Source organism: Kitasatospora sp. GAS1066B, from assembly GCF_041262605.1.
In the GTDB taxonomy this organism is placed as follows: domain Bacteria; phylum Actinomycetota; class Actinomycetes; order Streptomycetales; family Streptomycetaceae; genus Kitasatospora.
Genome location: NZ_JBGCCO010000031.1, coordinates 50,934 through 69,367 on the forward strand (window position 1 = coordinate 50,934; position 18,434 = coordinate 69,367).

Annotated in this window: 19 protein-coding genes; 14 read left to right on the forward strand and 5 right to left on the reverse strand. The window is 72.9% G+C overall.

What is annotated here, in order from left to right:
- Window positions 1–4: 4 nt before the first annotated feature.
- From ABH937_RS29540 to ABH937_RS29550, 3 genes are all read right to left on the reverse strand, one after another.
- On the reverse strand, window positions 5–715 hold the full coding sequence (locus ABH937_RS29540) for an MOSC domain-containing protein (protein WP_280693313.1): 711 nt from the start codon (window positions 713–715) through the stop codon (window positions 5–7).
- 69 nt (window positions 716–784) lie between these two features.
- Window positions 785–1,216 carry a PH domain-containing protein gene (locus ABH937_RS29545; protein ID WP_280693312.1) on the reverse strand — a complete coding sequence of 144 codons (432 nt, stop codon included), beginning with the start codon at window positions 1,214–1,216 and terminating at the stop codon, window positions 785–787.
- A gap of 35 nt (window positions 1,217–1,251) precedes the next feature.
- Window positions 1,252–1,998: a cyclase family protein gene (locus ABH937_RS29550; RefSeq protein ID WP_280693311.1), complete on the reverse strand. Its 747-nt coding sequence runs from the start codon at window positions 1,996–1,998 to the stop codon at window positions 1,252–1,254.
- A 41-nt stretch (window positions 1,999–2,039) separates the two neighbouring features.
- On the opposite strand from ABH937_RS29550, the gene ABH937_RS29555 reads away from it, so the two are divergent.
- From ABH937_RS29555 to ABH937_RS29580, 6 genes are all read left to right on the forward strand, one after another.
- Window positions 2,040–2,699: a UbiX family flavin prenyltransferase gene (locus tag ABH937_RS29555; RefSeq protein WP_280693310.1), complete on the forward strand. Its 660-nt coding sequence runs from the start codon at window positions 2,040–2,042 to the stop codon at window positions 2,697–2,699.
- Window positions 2,700–2,849: 150 nt separating this feature from the next.
- Window positions 2,850–3,311 (forward strand): Lrp/AsnC family transcriptional regulator, encoded by a 462-nt coding sequence (locus ABH937_RS29560; protein WP_280693309.1) that lies wholly within the window; start codon window positions 2,850–2,852, stop codon window positions 3,309–3,311.
- A 3-nt stretch (window positions 3,312–3,314) separates the two neighbouring features.
- Window positions 3,315–4,271 carry a threonine/serine dehydratase gene (locus tag ABH937_RS29565; RefSeq protein WP_370220033.1) on the forward strand — a complete coding sequence of 319 codons (957 nt, stop codon included), beginning with the start codon at window positions 3,315–3,317 and terminating at the stop codon, window positions 4,269–4,271.
- A 158-nt stretch (window positions 4,272–4,429) separates the two neighbouring features.
- The gene (gene mqnE / locus ABH937_RS29570) at window positions 4,430–5,593 is read left to right on the forward strand and encodes an aminofutalosine synthase MqnE (protein WP_280693307.1); all 1,164 of its coding nucleotides are present in this window, start codon (window positions 4,430–4,432) and stop codon (window positions 5,591–5,593) included.
- Window positions 5,594–5,732: 139 nt separating this feature from the next.
- Window positions 5,733–6,689, forward strand: coding sequence for a L,D-transpeptidase family protein (locus ABH937_RS29575; RefSeq protein ID WP_370220034.1), 957 nt, complete (start codon window positions 5,733–5,735; stop codon window positions 6,687–6,689).
- A 184-nt stretch (window positions 6,690–6,873) separates the two neighbouring features.
- Window positions 6,874–7,818, forward strand: a complete 945-nt coding sequence (locus ABH937_RS29580) for a beta-ketoacyl-ACP synthase III (protein WP_280693306.1) — start codon at window positions 6,874–6,876, stop codon at window positions 7,816–7,818.
- A 186-nt stretch (window positions 7,819–8,004) separates the two neighbouring features.
- On the opposite strand, the gene ABH937_RS29585 is transcribed toward ABH937_RS29580, so the two are convergent.
- Complete coding sequence (locus tag ABH937_RS29585; RefSeq protein WP_266296667.1) at window positions 8,005–8,652, reverse strand: TetR family transcriptional regulator; 648 nt, start codon at window positions 8,650–8,652, stop codon at window positions 8,005–8,007.
- A 426-nt stretch (window positions 8,653–9,078) separates the two neighbouring features.
- Between ABH937_RS29585 and ABH937_RS29590 the strand changes: the two genes are divergently transcribed.
- Together ABH937_RS29590 and ABH937_RS29595 are read left to right on the forward strand one after the other, a co-directional pair.
- Complete coding sequence (locus tag ABH937_RS29590; RefSeq protein WP_370220035.1) at window positions 9,079–11,598, forward strand: PQQ-binding-like beta-propeller repeat protein; 2,520 nt, start codon at window positions 9,079–9,081, stop codon at window positions 11,596–11,598.
- Window positions 11,599–11,801: 203 nt separating this feature from the next.
- Complete coding sequence (locus ABH937_RS29595; protein ID WP_370146734.1) at window positions 11,802–12,857, forward strand: S1C family serine protease; 1,056 nt, start codon at window positions 11,802–11,804, stop codon at window positions 12,855–12,857.
- Between the two features lie 34 nt (window positions 12,858–12,891).
- Here the strand turns inward: ABH937_RS29595 and ABH937_RS29600 are convergent, their stop codons facing one another.
- Complete coding sequence (locus ABH937_RS29600) at window positions 12,892–14,103, reverse strand: sensor histidine kinase (RefSeq protein ID WP_280693304.1); 1,212 nt, start codon at window positions 14,101–14,103, stop codon at window positions 12,892–12,894.
- A gap of 230 nt (window positions 14,104–14,333) precedes the next feature.
- Between ABH937_RS29600 and ABH937_RS29605 the strand changes: the two genes are divergently transcribed.
- Genes ABH937_RS29605 through ABH937_RS29630 form a run of 6 tightly spaced genes read left to right on the forward strand, consistent with a single transcriptional unit; the run spans window position 14,334 to window position 18,432 of the window.
- The gene (locus ABH937_RS29605; protein WP_280693303.1) at window positions 14,334–14,750 is read left to right on the forward strand and encodes an NADH-quinone oxidoreductase subunit A; all 417 of its coding nucleotides are present in this window, start codon (window positions 14,334–14,336) and stop codon (window positions 14,748–14,750) included.
- Window positions 14,741–15,367 (forward strand): NADH-quinone oxidoreductase subunit B family protein, encoded by a 627-nt coding sequence (locus ABH937_RS29610; RefSeq protein ID WP_280693302.1) that lies wholly within the window; start codon window positions 14,741–14,743, stop codon window positions 15,365–15,367. The genes ABH937_RS29605 and ABH937_RS29610 overlap by 10 nt, the downstream gene beginning before the upstream one ends.
- Window positions 15,364–16,299 carry an NADH-quinone oxidoreductase subunit C gene (locus ABH937_RS29615; protein ID WP_370220036.1) on the forward strand — a complete coding sequence of 312 codons (936 nt, stop codon included), beginning with the start codon at window positions 15,364–15,366 and terminating at the stop codon, window positions 16,297–16,299. The genes ABH937_RS29610 and ABH937_RS29615 overlap by 4 nt, the downstream gene beginning before the upstream one ends.
- 2 nt (window positions 16,300–16,301) lie before the next feature.
- Window positions 16,302–17,258: an NADH-quinone oxidoreductase subunit H gene (locus ABH937_RS29620; protein WP_280693353.1), complete on the forward strand. Its 957-nt coding sequence runs from the start codon at window positions 16,302–16,304 to the stop codon at window positions 17,256–17,258.
- A 50-nt stretch (window positions 17,259–17,308) separates the two neighbouring features.
- Window positions 17,309–17,794: a 4Fe-4S binding protein gene (locus tag ABH937_RS29625; RefSeq protein WP_280693352.1), complete on the forward strand. Its 486-nt coding sequence runs from the start codon at window positions 17,309–17,311 to the stop codon at window positions 17,792–17,794.
- On the forward strand, window positions 17,791–18,432 hold the full coding sequence (locus ABH937_RS29630) for an NADH-quinone oxidoreductase subunit J (RefSeq protein WP_280693301.1): 642 nt from the start codon (window positions 17,791–17,793) through the stop codon (window positions 18,430–18,432). Before ABH937_RS29625 ends, ABH937_RS29630 begins: the two co-directional genes overlap by 4 nt.
- The last annotated feature ends 2 nt before the right edge of the window (window positions 18,433–18,434 follow it).

An 18,434-nucleotide genomic window follows, 5' to 3' on the forward strand; every position in this document is an offset into this window, starting at 1 on the left:
ACCGTCAGAGCAGCCGCAGCCGGTCGCCGACCCGCAGCAGTCCGGGCGCGCTCACGGTCGCGAGCGCGTCCAGCCGGTTGGCGTGCTCCCCGGCCAGCACCCGCAGGATCTCGGGGGCGTACGGCAGGCCCGGCTGGGCCGCGGTGGCCATCACGCAGCGCTCGCTGGAGCGCACGAAGGCCAGCCGGGCGCCGGACTTCAGCTCGCCCTCCCGGCCGAACCAGTCGTCCTCGACGAACGGCCTGGTGCCCGGCGGGGTGCGCAGCAGGATGTTGGGGCGGAACCGCCGCTCGTCGACCAGCGCGGTCGGCACGGCCTCGCGGACCCAGTCCAGGGTGGCGGTGGTCAGCAGGCTGACCGGGAGCTGGTCGAAGTGCGAGACGGCGTCCTCGCGGGCCAGCGTGACGTCGTCCCGCTGCAGGTAGGCGCGGAGGAAGGCGGCGGGGTCGGCGACGGTCCGGCCGAGCGGGTCGAGCAGCTCGGGGCCGTCCAGCAGGTGCCCGAGCCGCGAGCCGAGCCGCAGCAGCCCGTCCATCCGCCGCAAGCGGCGGGTGTTCTTGCCCGAGCCGAGCCTGCCCTCCCCGTCCCGGACCGCGTAGAGCCGGTCCCCGGCCAGGCCGCGATCGTCGACGGCGACCTGGGTCAGGCGCTCCCCGGCGGTGGATTTCACGGGGTAGCGCCAGAGTCGCTCGACCACACCGACGATCTCTGCCATGGCCGGTCAGCCTATCGGGGGTGCCCGGGGATGGTCTAGACCAAGGTGCGAGCTGCGGCCGGGTCCGGCCTAGCGACGGCCGGAGCGCCGCTTGCGGTAGGCGAGCAACTGGTCCCGCTCGGTGGCGTAGTCGGGGTTGGGGGACAGCGCGCTGTGCGTGGGGGCGGGCAGTGGGAAGCTGCGGCCGCCGGTCAGCTCGACCCGCAGCAGCCGGGTGCCGCCCCGCTGCTCGTCGCGGATCTCCTTGACCTGCTTCCAGTCGACGAGCTGCCGCGGGCCGAGCGGGCGGCGGATCTCGATGCCGGTGCGGCTCAGCGTGGTGCGGCCGCGCGCGGCGCCCAGCCAGAGCGTGACCAGCACCACGACGGCGCCGACCCCGGTGGCCACGGCGTTGTGCGTGACCAGGACGGTGACGCCGCAGACCACGGCCAGCAGCAGGATCAGACGGACCAGGTAGTTCGAGAGCTGGCGTCTCGACAAGCTGAAGATCACATTTTCCATCGGCAGTTTCTCCACCTGCGGACAGTACCTGCCCACTACCCCACCCGCGCCACCGCGCGCACCGGCGCCCCGTCCGCCGCCGCCAGCCGCAGCGGGAAGAGGCTCACGCTGATCGGCTTCTCCCGGGCCTGCGCCTCCAGCAGCGCGGTCAGGTCGGTCAGGTTCTCCGCGATCACACCGCCGCCCTCGGCGCCGAGCAGGATCCGGTGCGCGGCCAGCTCCGGCGCCGCGGCCGGCGGCTCGCCGTCGTGCTCGTCGCTCAGGCCCGCCAGCAGCGCCGCCACCGCCGGGTCGGCCGGACCGGGGTCGGGCGTGGGGTCCACGCTCAGCGCGTCCACCCCGACCGTGCGGACCCCGGCCGCGACGATCACCTCGGCCGCCGCCGCCGTCAGGTACGGGTGCGCCAGGTACCGCTCGGTGCCCCAGAACCGGGGCCAGCCGGTGGCCAGCAGCAGCACCGCGCCCGGCGTCAGGCGGGCCAGCGCGGGGGCCAGCTGATCGGGCGTCACCGCACTGCGGGCGGGCAGCGCGCGCAGGTCGGCGACCACGGCGGGGCCGGTGAACCGGTCCAGCGGCAGGCCGTCCAGGGTCGGCCAGGTGACGTCCACGTGGTAGGGCGCGTCCACGTGGGTGCCCGACTGCGAGCCCAGGTGCACCGAGAGCACGTTCACCCCGGCGGTGTCGGTGGTCAGCGCGGGGCGCAGGGCCACCTCGGGATCGCCGGGGTAGACGGGCATGCCGGTGGTGACCTGGTGGGTGAGGTCGATCATTATCGGCGCCATGCCGACCATCCTCCCGCGTCGCACGCTCTAGGGTGCGAGGTATGCGCAACGAACAACAGGCGGCGGTACGACGGCCCTGGGTGGTCGGGGTGACGGGAGCCTCCGGCACGCCGTACGCGGCCTCGGTGATCCGCGCCCTGCTGGCCGCCGGCGAGGCGGTCGACCTGGTGGTCAGCCGGGCGGCTCGGCTGACCATCCTGGACGAGACCGGGATCTCCTTCCGGGACGCGCGGTGGCGCGCCGACCTGGCCGACTGGCTGGGCTCCGAGGAGGGCCTGGCGGAGGTCAGGTACTGGCCGGCGGGCGACTTCGCGGCCGGCCCGTCCAGCGGCTCCTACCCGGCCAAGGGGATGCTGGTGGTGCCGGCCACCACCGGCGCGGTGGCCGGGATCGCGCTCGGATTGAGCAAGGACCTGATCCAGCGCGCCGCCGCCGTCACCCTCAAGGAGCGCCGCCCGCTGGTGGTCTGCGTCCGCGAGACACCGCTCGACGGGGTGACACTGCGTCACTTGGTGGAGCTGGACGCGGCCGGCGCCGTGGTGCTGCCCGCGGCCCCCGGTTTCTACGCGGGCGGCTCCACCGGCCAGGAGCTGGTGGACTTCGTCGCGGGGCGGGTCCTGGACGCCGCCGGGGTGCCGCACCGGCTCTACCGCCGCTGGGCGGGCGAGCTGGGCGCGGCCCGCGGTGCCGAGGGGGCGTAAGAAGGGTCCTCCCGGGAGAGTATGTTCTCTGCGATATCTGGCAGCCGACATCTGACGTCTGTGATTTCCGGGTTGCGCGGCAAGCGTGACCTTGGAACTGCGGATAATGCTCTCGGGGTCTGGCTCGGTTCGGAAGGACGCGGACGGTACATGGACACGGTGGACAGACAGCTCATCCAGGCACTGCGGGAGAACGGCCGCGCCTCCTACGCGGAACTCGGCCGCCTGGTGGGCCTGTCGGGGCCGAGCGTCACTGACCGGATCAACCGGCTGGAGCAGGCCGGGGTGATCACCGGCTATCGGGCCACCGTCAACCCGGCCTCGCTCGGCTTCGGGGTCACCGCGCTGATCGGCCTTCAGCTCACCGACGCCGCCGACCACGAGGACGTGGCGCACCGGTTGAAGGACCTCGGCGAGGTCGAGGACTGCTGGTTCATCGCGGGTGACGACTCGTACATGCTCAAGGCCCGGGTCTCCGACGTGGAGGGCCTGGAGTCGGTGGTGAAGCGGCTGTCGGGGACCAAGGGCGTGGCCCGGACCCGGACCACGGTCGTGCTCTCCACCAAGTGGGAGAACCGGGTCAGCGAACTGCCGCTGGGCACGGGGGAGTAGGCGATGGCACTGGTCGGGCTGGACGAGCTGCGCGCCGCCCAACGGCGGATAGCCGGCGTGGCGGTGCGCACGCCGCTGATGCCGGCGCCCTGGGCCGAGGACGGCCACCGCCGCCTCTGGCTCAAGCCCGAGAACCTCCAGCCGACCGGTGCCTTCAAGATCCGCGGCGCCCACAACCGGCTGGCCCAGCTGAGCGCCGCGGAGCGGGCCCGCGGCGTGGTCGCCCAGTCCAGCGGCAACCACGCCCAGGCGGTCGCCTACGCGGCCCGGCAGCTCGGCATCGAGGCCGTCATCGTGATGCCGGACACCTCGCCCGAGGTCAAGGTGGCGGCCACCCGCTCCTACGGCGCCGAGGTGGTGCTGGTGCCGGCCGAGGAGCGGGACAGCCGGCCGGCCGAGCTGGCCCGGCGGCACGGCTACGTCTGGGTACCGCCGTATGACGATCCGTTCATCATCGCCGGGCAGGGCACGGTCGGCCTGGAGATCGGCGAGGACGCCCCGGACGAGCTGGACACCGTGCTGGTGCCGGTCAGCGGCGGCGGGCTGATCAGCGGCACCGCGGCGGCGATCAAGCTGACCACCCCGGGCGTGCGGGTGATCGGCGTCGAGCCGGAACTCGCCGCCGACGCGCGCGACAGCCTGCGCTCCGGCGAACTGCGGCCGTGGTCGGTCGAGGAGCGGTACCGGACCGTCGCGGACGGCCTGCGCAGCCCGCTCGGAGTGCTCAACTTCGAGCACCTCCAGGCCTATGTGGACGACATCGTGACGGTCACCGAGCAGGAGATCCGGGACACCGTGGCGGTGCTCGCCCGGCGCGGGCGGCTGGTCGCCGAGCCCTCGGGCGCGGTGGCCACCGCCGCCTACCTGCACCGCGCGGGCGAGCTGCGCGGGAGGGTCTTCGCGGCCGTGGTGAGCGGCGGCAACCTGGAACCGAAGCTGCTGTCCGAACTCCTGATGTGAGACCGACAGTCGGATGATGGGCGGCGTCGCGACGCCCGGGCTGTCGCCTGGACGGCTTCTCCTTGACCCACCCATCATCCGACGGTCGGTCTTAGGCGTAGTCTCGGTTCCGGCGCGAAACGGCCATTGGATCGAAGACGTAGGAGGCGGTTCACCGCATGGACGCAGGGCTGAAGCGGGAGCTGGAGGCAAAGGTCTACGCGGGCGAGCGGCTCACCCGCGAGGACGGCATCGCGCTCTACGAGAGCGACGACCTGGCCTGGCTGGGCGGCCTGGCGCACCACGTGCGGACGCGCAAGAACGGCGACGTCGTCCACTTCAACGTGAACCGCCACCTCAACATGACCAACGTCTGCGCCGCCTCCTGCGCCTACTGCTCGTTCCAGCGCAAGCCGGGCGAGAAGGACGCGTACACCATGCGGATCGAGGAGGCGGTGCGCCTGGCCAAGACGATGGAGTCGGACTCGCTGACCGAGCTGCACATCGTCAACGGCCTGCACCCGACCCTGCCGTGGCGCTACTACCCGCGCTCGCTGCGCGAGTTGAAGGCCGCGCTGCCGAACGTCTCGCTGAAGGCCTTCACCGCCACCGAGATCCACTGGTTCGAGAAGATCAGCGGCCTGCCGGCCTCCGAGATCCTCGACGAGCTGATCGACGCCGGCCTGGAGTCGCTGACCGGCGGCGGCGCGGAGATCTTCGACTGGGAGGTCCGCCAGCACATCGTCGACCACGAGACCCACTGGGAGGACTGGTCGCGGATCCACCGCCTCGCGCACTCCAAGGGCCTGAAGACCCCGTGCACCATGCTGTACGGGCACATCGAGGAGCCCCGGCACCGGGTCGACCACGTGCTGCGGCTGCGCGAACTGCAGGACGAGACCGGCGGCTTCCAGGTCTTCATCCCGCTGCGCTACCAGCACGACTTCCACGACTCCAAGGACGGCGTGGTCCGCAACCGGCTGATGGCCCGCACCGAGATGGCCACCGGCGCCGAGGCGCTGAAGACCTTCGCGGTCTCCCGGCTGCTCTTCGACAACGTCCCGCACGTCAAGGTCTTCTGGGTGATGCACGGCGTCACCACCGCCCAGCTGGCGCTCAGCCACGGCGCGGACGACATGGACGGCTCGGTGGTCGAGTACAAGATCACCCACGACGCGGACAACTTCGGCACCCCGAACAAGCTCGGCCGCCAGGACCTGCTCGACCTGATCCGGGACGCCGGTTTCCGGCCGGTCGAGCGCAACACCCGCTACGAGGTCATTCGCGAGTACGACGGCCCGGACCCGCTGCGCCGGGAGACCCCGCAGGCGATGCGCCTGTGACGCTCAGGTCTGTCTGACGGGTCGGCCGCGCCCGCTCCACCAGCCCTGACGCCTCTTCAGGCGGATTTAGGGTGGCCCGGGTTTACCGTCCGTGGCCGCCTTTGGCAGGATCGACCGCATGTCCGGATCCCATCGGGCCGTGCGAACCAAGCCGCCGCGGCCGACCAACGCGGAACCCAGCGCCGCCGGGCCCGCGTCCGGCGGCCGAGCCCAGGCCCGCCGTGGCCGGCGGCGCAAGGCGCGTCGCCGGCGCCGCGTGGCCAGCGCGGGCACCACGGTGCTGCTGATCGCCGCGGCCGTCGGCTGGCTCGGTTTCGGCCCCGGCGGCGCGTTCGCCGCGCACCGCGGCGCCGGCACGGCGCTGGGCCAGGACCTCGTCCCGCTGCCCGCCCCCGTGCCGTCCACCGCGGCCACACCGTCCGGCTCACCCCAGCCGAGTGGCAGTGCCGCCGCCGATCACACCGAGGCGCCCACCGCCGACCGCTCGGACCGGGCGGACGGCAGCTTCGCCGCGATACCCGGCCTCGGCCCCGGCTTCGCCGCCCGGATACCGGCCGGCAGCACCCAGGTGGTGCTGGCCACCGGCGCCGGCAAGGACGCCACCACCTCCACCGTCACGCTGTGGAGCCGCACCCCCGACGGCCGCTGGCGCCCGGGCACCAGCTGGAGCGGGCACAACGGCGACGCGGGCTGGACCACCGACCACAGCTCGGGCGACCTGCGCAGCCCGATCGGCGTCTTCACGCTGAGTGACGCGGGCGGCCTCAAGCCCGACCCGGGCAGCAAGCTGCCGTACCACCAGGACAGCGGCTTCGTGGCGACCGGCACCGGGTTCAACGGCGAGCAGCTGGCCGGGTCCTTCGACTACGTGGTGGCGATCGACTACAACCGGGTGATCGGCAGCTCACCGCTGGACACCCGGGAACCGCTCGGCGAGGCCAAGGGCGGCGGCATCTGGCTGCACGTCGACCACGGCGGCCCGACCCACGCCTGCGTCTCGGTCTCCGAGGACGACATGACCCAGCTGATCCGCACCCTGGACCCGGCCGCCCAGCCGGTGATCGTGATGGGCGACGCGGCCTCGCTGGCCACCTGAGGATCGGGGCCGGCCGACGCTCGAACGTCCTGCCGTCAACCTGAGATTTCTCTTTATGTCACCAAATGGCGGCTGGTCCGCGTTGCGGCACAAGGGCTGTTGTTCGCCTCCTACAGCTTCGGAGGCCGGATCCTGTCACCGGTGGTGAGCAGTTGACGCACCGGTAACCGGGTTGAGTGGCAACATGACCGGTTCCCGCATCGTGGCGCTCGGCCACTACCAGCCTCCCAAGGTCCTCACCAACGACGACCTGAGCGCACTGGTCGACACTGACGACGAGTGGATCCGCAGCCGGGTGGGCATCCGGCAGCGGCACATCGCCGAAGACGAGACACTCGTCGACCTCGCCACCGAGGCGGCGCAGAAGGCGCTGGCCAACAGTGGTCTGGCGGCACGCGACATCGACCTGGTGGTGGTGGCCACCTGCACCGCGATCGAGCGCAGCCCCAACACCGCCTGCGCGGTCGCGGCCCGGCTCGGCATCCCCAGCCCCGCCGCCTACGACATCAACACCGTCTGCTCGGGCTTCTCCTACGCGCTGGCCACCGCCGACCACGCGATCCGGGCCGGTGCGGCGAGCCGGGCGCTGGTGATCGGCGCCGAGCGGATGTCCGACACCATCGACTGGACCGACCGGTCCACCTGCGTGATCTTCGCGGACGGCGCCGGGGCGGCCGTGGTCGAGGCCCAGCCGGAGGGCGCCGAGCCCGGCATCGGCCCGGTGGTCTGGGGATCGGAACCGGAGAAGACCGACGCGGTGACCATCACCGGCTGGAAGCCGGTGATCAGCCAGCAGGGCCAGGCGGTCTTCCGCTGGGCCACCACCCAGATCGCCCCGCTGGCCCGGCGGACCTGCGAGCGGGCCGGGATCGAGCCGAGCGAGCTCAAGGGCTTCGTCGCCCACCAGGCGAACCTGCGGATCATCGACGCGATCGCCGGCAAGCTCGGCGCCACCGACGCCGTCATCGCCCGCGACGTGGTCGACTCCGGCAACACCTCGGCCGCCTCGATCCCGCTGGCGCTCAGCAAGCTGGTCGAGCGCGGGGAGCTCGTCAGCGGCGACCCGGTGCTGCTCTTCGGCTTCGGCGGCGGGCTGGCCTACGCCGGCCAGGTGGTGCGCTGCCCCTGAGGGCAAGAAGAAACGGTGGGCGGGATCCCGATCGGGATCCCGCCCACCGTCATGTGTCGGCCAGCGCGCTGCGGTACGTCGGCGAACCTCCCCCGAGGACACGGCCGCCGCCCGACGTCCACCGGACAGGAGGCCGGGGCCACGCGCGAGCACACGATATGGAGAACTGCTGGGTGGAAGGACGGTCTACTTGGGAGGTTTCTTGCCGGTGACACCCAAGTACACCAGGGGAGCGAGGGTGGGCTTCAGGTCCTTGACCTTGACCCCCCACGAGGTGAAGGCCTTCTGATGCTCGGCCGCCGAGGCGAGCAACGAGATCAGCGAGCCGGCCACCGCCGCGGCGTCTTGCGCCTTGTCGGCCTGGCCCTTGGCCTGAAGGTCCTTGACGGCATCCGCGAGCGGCTTGGCCACCGAGTTGAGGACAGTCATGCGGATCTTGAAGAACCGCTTGTCCCCTTCCGCGGCGCCAAGCGTGACCACACGCAGAATGGCGTCGTTCTTGCGCCAGAAGGCGAGGAATCCGTCCACCAGTTCTTCAGACGTGGTGGCGCCGGACTTTCCTGCCCAGGACTTTCCGTCGATCAGCTCTTTGAGCTCGACGGAGTCCTTGGCCATTTCCTCGGCGATCTCGAGGACAGCGCCCTCGACATCCGGGAAGTACTGGTAGAAGGTCGCGGGGGAGGTACCCGCCATACGGGCGACGTCGATGACCTTGACGTCCCGGTACGGCGACGTGCTGAGCATCTCGCGGAGGCAGTCGAGCAGCTTCTGCCGCGTCTCCTGTCCGCGTCGCCCGGCGACGCGACCGTCGACGGTGCGAACTTGTCCTGTCATGCCGTCAGCTTACCGCGCACCGATCATGGCGCGATTCGGTGATGCGACTATTAGTCCGCACGGGCGGGTATTGAGGGCCGGGATAGCGATATTCGAAGCCCCCCCGTGTGCTGATGACGGCACAGAGTGACGGCGAGTGGGCTGAAGGCCTCTCGGGTCGCTCTGCGTAGCCCCGCGCATGAATGCGGTGACTTCCGAGTCGGCGTCAGATCCGCTGGCCGGTCGCGGATTCGACGGGCCGTCGGGCTCGACGGGGGCCGCGCTGGCCGGAAGCCGTCGGTGCGGCGCGACACGACCGGGATGCTGAGGCGGGGGGAGATTGGCTCAAGGGGCGGACGCATTGGAGAATCAACTCCGGCCCCATGGGGGTACCTCCCGGCCGAAGGCTGGGGGAGGGTGGCGTGCGGACGGGGAGGTGGCAGCCGAGTGGACCAGCTGACGGCGCAGGATCCGAGACGGATCGGGCCCTTCGAGGTGCTCGGGCGGCTGGGCGCCGGTGGGATGGGGCTGGTGTACCTGGCACGGTCGACCTCCGGCCGGCGGGTGGCGATCAAGACGGTGCGCGGCGAACTCGCCGAGGACGAGCTGTTCCGGGTGCGCTTCGCCCGCGAGATCGAGGCGGCCAAGACGGTCGGCGGCTTCTACACCGCGGCCGTGGTCGACGCGGACGCCGAGGCCCGGGTGCCGTGGTTGGCCACCGCGTACGTGCCGGCGCCCTCGCTGGAGGACCTGGTCGGCGAGTGCGGACCGCTGCCGGTGGACGCGGTGCGCTGGCTGATCGCCGGGATCGCCGAGGCCCTGCAGTCCATCCACGCGGCCGGTCTGGTGCACCGTGACCTCAAGCCGTCCAACGTGCTGGTGGTCGAGGACGGCCCGCGGGTGATCGACTTCGGGATCGCCGCCGGGGTCTCGCACACCCGGCTCACCATGACCAACGTGGCGGTGGGCACGCCCGCCTACATGTCGCCGGAGCAGGCCAAGGACAGTCGCAGCGTCACCGGCGCGAGCGACGTCTTCTCGCTCGGCTCGCTGCTGGTCTTCTGCGCCACCGGGCACGCTCCGTACCACGGTGGCAATCCGGTGGAGACGGTCTTCAAGCTGCTGCGCGAGCAGGCGGACCTGTCCGGGCTGCCGGTGGAACTGGTCGACCTGGTCCGGGCCTGCATGCGGCCGGCGCCCGAGCACCGGCCCACCCCCGCGCAGATCCAGGCGGAGCTGGCACCGCACCTCTTCTCCCGGGACGACGCGGGGGAGGAGGGCGGGGACTGGCTGCCGCCGAACGCGCTGGAGCTGATCGAGCGCAAGCGGGGGCGGCGCAACCTGCCAGGGCCCCGGGCCACGGCGCCCGCGCAGCCGTCCGTGCCCGCCGTGCCGCCGGTCCCGCCCGCGGTGCCGCCGGTGCCGGTGGGACCGCCGCCGGTGCCCGCGCCCTACCTGGCGGGTCGCCAGAGCGGGCCCGCCGGGCCCGAGGGGCACTGGGGGCCGCCGCCGGTGGACCCGCGCACCGGGGCACTCGGGCCGCTGGGGCAGGCGGCGGTCGCGCAGGCCGCGGGCCGGTCGGCGGTGGGTCAGCCCGCCGGTACGGCCGGGGCGGAGGTGGAGGCGGCCACCGCCAAGCTGGGCGCCGGGCGCCGGCACCGGCGCGAGCCGGCCCAAGAGATCCAGCTGCCCGGCGCCTCGGTACGGATAGGGCCGGGGCCGCAGGTGCACGCCGCCGAGCAGGAGCGGCCGGCCACCGGGCCGACGCCCGCCGGGACCGAGTGGGTGCGCCGCTCGGGCGGCACCGCCGTGCCCGTCGCCGCGCCCGCCGGCCAGGCCGCGCCGGCCGAGCAGCAGGGCCAGGGCCGGTGGCGGCCGTGGCGGTTCCGGATGTCCAACGACGTCTGGGGCACGCCGGTGGTCGCCGACGGCACCCTGTTCATCTCCAGCTTCGAGGTGCACGCCCTCGACATCGCCTCCGGCCGGCGCCGCTACAAGACCCGCGACGTGGCCTGGGCGGTCGCGGTGGACGCGGGCCGGCTGCACGCCGCCGACGGTCCGCACCTCTACACCGTGGACGTGGCCGACGGCACCGAGCGCTGGCGCACCTCGCTGGACGGCTGGGTCTACTCGCTGGACGCCGCCGACGGGGTGCTCTGCTGCGGGCTGCGCGGTGGCGGGGTGCAGGTGCGCTCGACCGCCAACGGCGCGGAGCTGTGGCGGGCCGAGGACGCCCAGCAGGACTACGAGAACCCGCAGTCCGGGCCGGCGCTGCTGGCCGGCTCCGTCTACTACTACGGCGGCGGGCGGCTGCGCTGCGTGGACGCCCGGGGCGGGCTGCCGCGCTGGACCTTCCCGGTCGGCGAGGACGTGCCGTCCCGGCCCGCGGTGCGCGGCGGCCTGGTCTACGTGACGGCGGGGACCTCGGTGTACGCGCTGGACGCGGCCAGCGGGGCGCAGCGCTGGCGGTTCGAGGCGCCGGTGGTGCTCTTCACCCCGCCGACGCTGGACGACTCGGCCACTCCGGCCGTCTACGTGGCCGACTACCTGGGCACCCTCTACGCGCTGGACGGCGCGAGCGGCCGGGTGCGCTGGCAGGGCCGCACCGCGAGCCGGCAGGGCGCCGAGCCGGTGGTGCTGGCCGGGCGCAGCGCGCTGATCGCCAGCGGCGACACGCTCTTCGCGTTCGACACCACGAGCGGTCAGGAGCAGTGGCGGTACGCGGCGCGCGGCGAGATCGTCGGGGCCCCGGCGGCCGCCGACGGGCTGGTCCACCTGGGCAGCCGGGACCACTCGCTGCACACCCTGGAGCTGGCCAGCGGGCGGCTGCGCTGGGAGCTGGGCACCAAGGGGGAGCTGACGGGCTCTCCGGTGGCGGTGGGCGGCCGGGTCTTCGTGAGCAGCAAGGACCGCTGCGTGTACGCGCTGGACGCGGTCTTCGGGACGGCGGTGCCCGAGCAGCGATAGCCGGGCGGCCCGGGCGGGGGCGCGGCGCGCCGATGACGGGGATTCGGACATAGCGGTGAAATGCTGACAAAGCCTGGCGAAAGTCGGGCAGCAGTCCCGCATGTACGGAACCGGAGGCAGCCCAGGTGCACCCCACGAAGGATCACACCCGCCCGTGCCCGTCCGGCCCGCGACCCACCGGGCCCAAGGCCGTCGCCGCCCGGCTGGCCGGGCCGGGGGCGGTGGTGCTCTGTGCGGCACTGGCCGTCAGCGGCTGCACCAGCAGCGGCACGAAGAGCTCCTCGGCCTCGGCCGCGAGCGCCACCGGCGCGACCGCCGCGCCCTCGGTGACCAACCAGCTGCAGGACGAGTACCAGCAGGTGATCTCGAACGTGCTGCCCTCGGTGGTGCAGATCACCACCACCAGCGGGCTCGGCTCGGGGATCGTCTACGACGACAAGGGCGACATCGTCACCAACGCGCACGTGGTGGGCACCGCGACCACCTTCCAGGTGAGCCTGGCGAACAGCACCAACCTGCTGGACGCCACCCTGGTCGCCAGCTACCCCGACGACGACCTCGCGGTGATCAAGCTCAGCAGCCCGCCCGGCGGCCTGCGCCCGGCCACCTTCGGGGACAGCGGCAAGGTGGCGGTCGGGCAGATCACGCTGGCGATGGGCAGCCCGCTCGGGCTCTCCAGCAGCGTGACCCAGGGCATCGTCTCGGCCACCGGGCGGACCGTCACCGAGCCGCAGGGCGGCGGCTCGCCGGGCGCGACCATCGCCAACATGGTGCAGACCTCGGCCGCGATCAACCCCGGCAACAGCGGTGGGGCGCTGGTCAACCTCTCCAGCCAGGTGATCGGCATCAACACGCTGGCCGCCGTCGACCCCGAGTTGAACGGCTCGGCCGCCAGCGGGATCGGCTTCGCGATCCCGAGCGCCACCATCACCAACATCGCCGACCAGCTGATCGCCAGCGGCAAGGTGACCAATTCGGGTCGGGCCGCGCTGGGCGTCGTGGTCCGCCCGTACTTCACCGCCAGCTACCAGCCGGCCGGCGTGGTGATCGTCAGCCTGACCGCCGGCGGCCCGGCGGCCTCGGCCGGACTGCAGGCGGGCGATGTGATCACCCAGGTCGGCAGCACCCAGATCACCACGGTCAACTCGCTCACCACGGCGCTCGCCTCGCTCTCACCGGGCAACAAGGTCACCGTTACCTACACCCGCGCCGGGGCGACCAAGACCGCCGACGTGACGCTGGGGACGCTCGGCGCCTGAGCCGGACCACCGGCTCGGCCCCCGGGGCAGGGCGTCAGAGCGGCCGGGCGGTCCGGGTGCGCCAGGGGAGTTCCACGGTCACCGTGGTCGGGCCGCCGGCCGGGCTCTCCACCAGGAAGACGCCGTCCACCGCGCCGATCCGCTCGGCCAGGCCCGCCAGGCCGCCGCCCGGACGGAAACCGCCGCCGGGCACGGTGGCGCCGCCCCGGCCGTCGTCGCCCACCTGGACCATCAGGCGCTCGGCCGAGCGCCAGACGTCGACGCTGGCACTGCGGGCCCCGGCGTGCTTCGAGGTGTTGGTGAGCAGCTCGCTGACGGTGAAGTACGCGATGCCCTCGACCGCCGAGTCCGGGCGCTCCTGGACGCCGCCGGGGCCGGCCAGGTCCACGTTCACCCGCACCCCGCCGGGGACGGTGCAGCGGGCGGCGACCGAGGAGAGCGCCGCGTCCAGCCCGCGGTCGGTGAGCACGGCGGGGTGGATGCCCCGGGCCAGGTCGCGCAGCTCCTGCAGGGCCAGCTTGACCTCGCCGTGCGCGGCGTCGACCATCCGGGCGGCCGAGGCCTGCTCCCGCGTCAGCTCGGTGTCCAGCAGCTTCTCCTTGGCCAGGCCCAGGTCCATCGCCAGGGCGACCAGCCGGGCCTGGGCGCCGTCGTGCAGGTCGCGCTCGATCCGGCGCAGGTCGGCGGCGGCGGTGTCGACCACGGCACCGCGGTCCTCCTCCAGCTCGCGCACCCGTACCGAGAGCCGGCCCGGGCCGAGCAGCGCCTCCACCATCACGCGGTGCACGACGGCCAGGTAGCGCACCACGAACGGCAGCAGCGGCCAGCCGGCTACCAGGAAGACCAGGGTCAGCGTGAAGGTGATGATGCCCCAGGGCAGCATCAGCAGGCAGTAGAGCACCGAGCGCCAGCACAGCCCGTCGGTGACGGCGGCCAGCACCTGGCTCATGACCCCCGGCCGGGTGGGCGTGAGCGGCTCCGGCTCCTCGATCCGGGCGCCCAGCGAGGCCCTGGCCCGGCTGCGGGCCAGGGCGCCGAACCAGCGGGCCTGGCGCAGCCCGAGCGCCAGCACCGGCAGCCCGATCACCGTCACGCTCAGCCCCACGCCCACCGACAGCAGGACCACCGTGACGACGAAGACCAGGATGCCGAACGGCAGCCCGACCAGGTGGTGCCGGGCCTCGCGCCACATCTGGGCGCCGTACAACGCTCTGGCCTCGGGTCGGCGGTCGCCGCGGAGCTTCATCGGTAGGTCCGTTCCGTTCGTGGTCGGGGCGCTGGGGAGTACCAGCTTGGCGGGTGGCGGGGGCCCAGCGCACGGGGGCCAGGACGAGTTCTCAGCGGGGGATAACCCCACCCCCGTGGTCCAGGAGTCGTCTTAAGGGTCGGGCGGGGTGCCGGGGTCGCACAGCGGTGGCCATAGACTCACGTCCATAACGAGGTTATGGACGGGTAAAGACCGCTGGAGGCGAACGCATGCAGGGCCCCCGGGCCACCGCTCTCGCGGCAAACCCCGCGCTGGGCAGCGGCTACTTCGACGCGTACGCGGCCGTCGGCCTGCTCGCGGTTGTCGGCATGCTCTTCCTGGTGGTCGGATTCACGGCCAACCGCCTGCTGCGCCCGGTCGTCTGGTCCCCGGAGAAGCTGCTCACCTACGAGTGCGGGGTCGACCCGGTCGGTGAGGGCTGGGCGCAGACCCAGGTCCGGTACTACATCTACGCGTTCCTCTACGTGATCTTCGCGGTCGACGCGATCTACCTCTTCCCGTGGGCGACGGTCTTCGCCGCCGCGGGATACGGCATGGCGACGCTGGTGGAGATGTTCGTCTTCCTCGGCTTCCTCGCGATCGGACTGCTCTACGCCTGGAAGAAGGGGGTCCTGGAATGGACGTGACCCACAGCCACGGCTCCGGTGGACCGGTCCCGCTCGGTCTGCCCGACCCCGCCAACCCCGGTCCGGGGGCACTGGAGGCGCGCCGGCTCGGCCCGCTGGCCCGGCTCGCCCCGGACCCGGTCAAGGTGGTGCTCAACTGGGGCCGCCGGTACAGCCTGTGGTGCTTCAACTTCGGTCTGGCCTGCTGCGCGATCGAGTTCATCGCGGCCTCGATGGCCAAGCACGACTTCATCCGGATGGGAGTCATCCCGTTCGCGCCCGGGCCGCGCCAGGCCGATCTGATGATCGTCTCGGGCACCGTGACGGACAAGATGGCACCGGCCGTCCGGCGGCTCTACGAGCAGATGCCGGAGCCCAAGTACGTCATCTCCTTCGGCGCCTGCTCCAACTCGGGCGGGCCCTACTGGGACTCGTACTCGGTGACCAAGGGCGTGGACCAGATCATCCCGGTCGACGTCTACGTGCCCGGCTGCCCGCCGCGCCCCGAGGCATTGCTGCAGGGCATCCTCAAGCTGCAGGAGAAGATCGCGGCCGAGTCGCTGCCGGAGCGCTACAGCGGCCCGTCGGCCGGTGCGCTGCGCCGGCCGCTGGTGCCGGGGCCCGGAGGCGCGCAGTGAACGCGGTGGATCCCGAGCAGACCGCTGCCGCGATCGGCCCGTGGGCGAGCGCGGCCCAGGCTTATGAGCTGCTCACCGTGGACGTGCCCGCCGAGCACTGGATCGAGGCGCTGACCGCCGCCCGGGACGGGCTCGGCCTGCGCTTCTTCGACTGGCTGAGCGCGGTGGACGAGCTCGCCGAGGGCTTCTCGGTCTGCGTCCACCTGGCCACCGTCGGGGACGGCGCTGCGGTGCGCCACCTGCTGCTGCGCACCCGGGTGCCGCGGGCCGGCGCCGCGCTGCCGAGCGCCGCCGGGGTCTACCCGGGGGCCGGCTGGCACGAGCGCGAGACGCACGAGATGTTCGGGATCGACTTCACCGGCCACCCGCACCTGGTGCCGCTGCTGCTGCCCGACGGCTTCGAGGGGCATCCGCTGCGCAAGGAGTTCGTGCTCGCCGCCCGGGTCGCCAAGGCCTGGCCGGGCGCGAAGGAGCCGGGCGAGAGCGACCACGACCACGCGGGGCCGGCCCGGCGCAAGATGCAGCCGCCCGGCGTGCCGGATCCGAACGAGTGGGGTCCGCTCAAGGGCGCCCTGCCGCCGGTGGCGGAGCGTCCGGGCCGCGCGGCCCGCGGTCCGCGGGCGGCGGCGGCCGGGGCGGAAGGCGCGCCCGCCGTACGGGCCGACCGGCCGCGCCGGACCCGCAGCATCACCGAGGGGTCGGCCAGCCAGTCGGCGCAGCAGGGCGAGACGCCGGCCGAGACGCCGGCCGAGACGCAGGCCGCGGCGCCGGAGCGTCCCGCGCGCACCCGCGGCGCCGACGCGCCGTGGCACGCCCCGGTGCCGGCGCACGACCCCGAGCCCGAGAAGTCGGCCGAACCGACGTCCGACGCATCCTCGCCCCAGCCCCTGGACAGCGAGACGCCTGAAGGCCAGAACGGAGAGCGCGCGTGAACCTGCTCGACACGCTGCTGCGCTGCCTCGCCGCGCTGGTGGTCCTGCTCACCTTCCCGCTGATCATCGGTCAGACCGAGCACAAGGTGATGGCCCACATGCAGGGCCGGCTCGGCCCGATGTACGCCGGCGGCTTCCACGGCTGGGCCCAACTGGTCGCGGACGGCGTCAAGTTCGCGCAGAAGGAGGAGATCGTCCCGGCCGGCGCCGACCGGCGGGTCTTCCAACTGGCCCCGGCCGTCGCGCTGCTGCCGTACCTGCTGGTGCTGCTGGCCGTCCCGGTCGGCCCTGGCGGCTTCGTCGGGGAGGCGATCGACGCGGGCATCTTCTTCGTGCTCGCGGTCATGGGCATCGGAGTGCTCGGCTCGCTGATGGCCGGCTGGGCCTCGGCGAACAAGTTCTCGCTGCTCGGGGGCCTGCGCTCGGCGGCCCAGCTGATGTCCTACGAGCTGCCGATGCTGCTGGCCGGCGCTTCGGTGGCGATGGCGGCGGGCACCGTCTCGCTGCCCGGGATCCTGGGCCAGTTCCACTGGTGGTGGATCCCGTGGCAGGCGATCGGCGCCTTCGTCTTCTTCACGGCGGGCCTCGCGGAGCTGCAGCGCCCGCCCTTCGACATGCCGGTGGCCGACTCCGAGATCATCTTCGGTGCCTACACCGAGTACACCGGGCTGCGCTTCGCGCTCTTCCTGCTCTCCGAGTTCGCCGGCATCCTGGTGCTCTGCGCGCTGACCACGGTGCTCTTCCTCGGCGGCTGGCACGGCCCGCTGCCGCACACCCTCGGCTGGCTCTGGACGCTGCTGAAGACCTTCGCGCTCGCCTTCGTGGTGATCTGGGCCCGGGTGACCTTCCCGCGGCTGCGCGAGGACCAGCTGATGCGCTTCGCCTGGACCGTGCTGATCCCGCTCGCACTCCTCCAGCTCGCCCTCACCGGCATCATCAAGGTGGCGATCTCCCAGTGAACCTTCCTGGCTCCGGCCTGGCCAAGGGCCTCGCCGTCACCCTGCGGACCATGACCCGCAAGTCCGTCACCGCGCAGTACCCCGAGGTGCAGCCGCAACTGCCGCCGCGCAGCCGGGGCGTGATCGGGCTGCTGGAGGAGAACTGCACCGTCTGCATGCTCTGCGCCCGGGAGTGCCCGGACTGGTGCATCTACATCGACTCGCACAAGGAGACCCTGCCGGCGGTCGAGCCGAACGCCCGGGCCCGCACCCGCAACGTGCTGGACCGTTTCGCCATCGACTTCTCGCTCTGCATGTACTGCGGGATCTGCATCGAGGTCTGCCCGTTCGACGCGCTCTTCTGGTCGCCCGAGTTCGAGTACGCGGAGACCGACATCCTCGAGCTGACCCACGAGCGGGAGAAGCTGCGCGAGTGGATGTGGACCGTGCCGGCCCCGCCGGCCCTGGACCCGGCCGCCGAGGAGCCCAAGGAGATCGCCGGCGCCCGCAAGGCCGCCGAGAAGCTGGCGGCCGCCGCCGGGGGTGACGGCGCATGAGCTCCGCCCTGCTCGCCGCGACCGGCTCGCTGAGCCCCGCGGCCCGCGGCTTCCTCTCGCCGACCGGCGTGGAGATCGTCTTCGTGCTGGTCGGCCTCGCCGTGCTCGGCTCCGCGCTGATCTCGGTGACCACCAAGCAACTGGTGCACGCCGCGCTCTGGCTGGTCGTCACGCTCGGCGGCCTGGCGATCGAGTTCCTGCTGCTCACCGCCGAGTTCGTGGCCTGGGTGCAGGTGCTGATCTACCTCGGCTCGGTGGTCGTCCTGGTGCTCTTCGGCCTGATGCTCACCCGGGCGCCGATCGGCCGCTCGCCGGACGCCGACTCGGGCAACCGTTGGATCGCCCTCGGCGTCGCGCTGGCCTCGGCCGGCACCCTGGTGACCCTGGTGGTCGACGCCTTCCGGACCTCCTGGATCGACCTGGGCGCGGGCGGCGGCAGCACCGCCGTGACCGGCGCCAGCCTGTTCCGGTACTGGGTGCTGCCCTTCGAGGCGCTCTCGGTGCTGCTGCTGGCCGCGCTGGTCGGCGCGATCGTGATCTCCCGGACCGGCAAGGGTGACGCCAAGCCCCGCCCGGGCAAGCTGCGCACCCGGCGCCCCGCCGGCGCCACCGCCGCCCCCCAGCAGCAGGAGCGCTGACA

Bases quoted from the DNA above. Each gene is read 5' to 3' on its own strand.
- ABH937_RS29540 (WP_280693313.1), bottom strand. From the start codon at position 715: ATGGCAGAGATCGTCGGTGTGGTCGAGCGACTCTGGCGCTACCCCGTG.
- ABH937_RS29545 (WP_280693312.1), bottom strand. From the start codon at position 1,216: ATGGAAAATGTGATCTTCAGCTTGTCGAGACGCCAGCTCTCGAACTAC.
- ABH937_RS29550 (WP_280693311.1), bottom strand. From the start codon at position 1,998: ATGGCGCCGATAATGATCGACCTCACCCACCAGGTCACCACCGGCATG.
- ABH937_RS29555 (WP_280693310.1), top strand. From the start codon at position 2,040: ATGCGCAACGAACAACAGGCGGCGGTACGACGGCCCTGGGTGGTCGGG.
- ABH937_RS29560 (WP_280693309.1), top strand. From the start codon at position 2,850: ATGGACACGGTGGACAGACAGCTCATCCAGGCACTGCGGGAGAACGGC.
- ABH937_RS29565 (WP_370220033.1), top strand. From the start codon at position 3,315: ATGGCACTGGTCGGGCTGGACGAGCTGCGCGCCGCCCAACGGCGGATA.
- mqnE (WP_280693307.1), top strand. From the start codon at position 4,430: ATGGACGCAGGGCTGAAGCGGGAGCTGGAGGCAAAGGTCTACGCGGGC.
- ABH937_RS29580 (WP_280693306.1), top strand. From the start codon at position 6,874: ATGACCGGTTCCCGCATCGTGGCGCTCGGCCACTACCAGCCTCCCAAG.
- ABH937_RS29585 (WP_266296667.1), bottom strand. From the start codon at position 8,652: ATGACAGGACAAGTTCGCACCGTCGACGGTCGCGTCGCCGGGCGACGC.
- ABH937_RS29600 (WP_280693304.1), bottom strand. From the start codon at position 14,103: ATGAAGCTCCGCGGCGACCGCCGACCCGAGGCCAGAGCGTTGTACGGC.
- ABH937_RS29605 (WP_280693303.1), top strand. From the start codon at position 14,334: ATGCAGGGCCCCCGGGCCACCGCTCTCGCGGCAAACCCCGCGCTGGGC.
- ABH937_RS29610 (WP_280693302.1), top strand. From the start codon at position 14,741: ATGGACGTGACCCACAGCCACGGCTCCGGTGGACCGGTCCCGCTCGGT.
- ABH937_RS29625 (WP_280693352.1), top strand. From the start codon at position 17,309: ATGACCCGCAAGTCCGTCACCGCGCAGTACCCCGAGGTGCAGCCGCAA.
- ABH937_RS29630 (WP_280693301.1), top strand. From the start codon at position 17,791: ATGAGCTCCGCCCTGCTCGCCGCGACCGGCTCGCTGAGCCCCGCGGCC.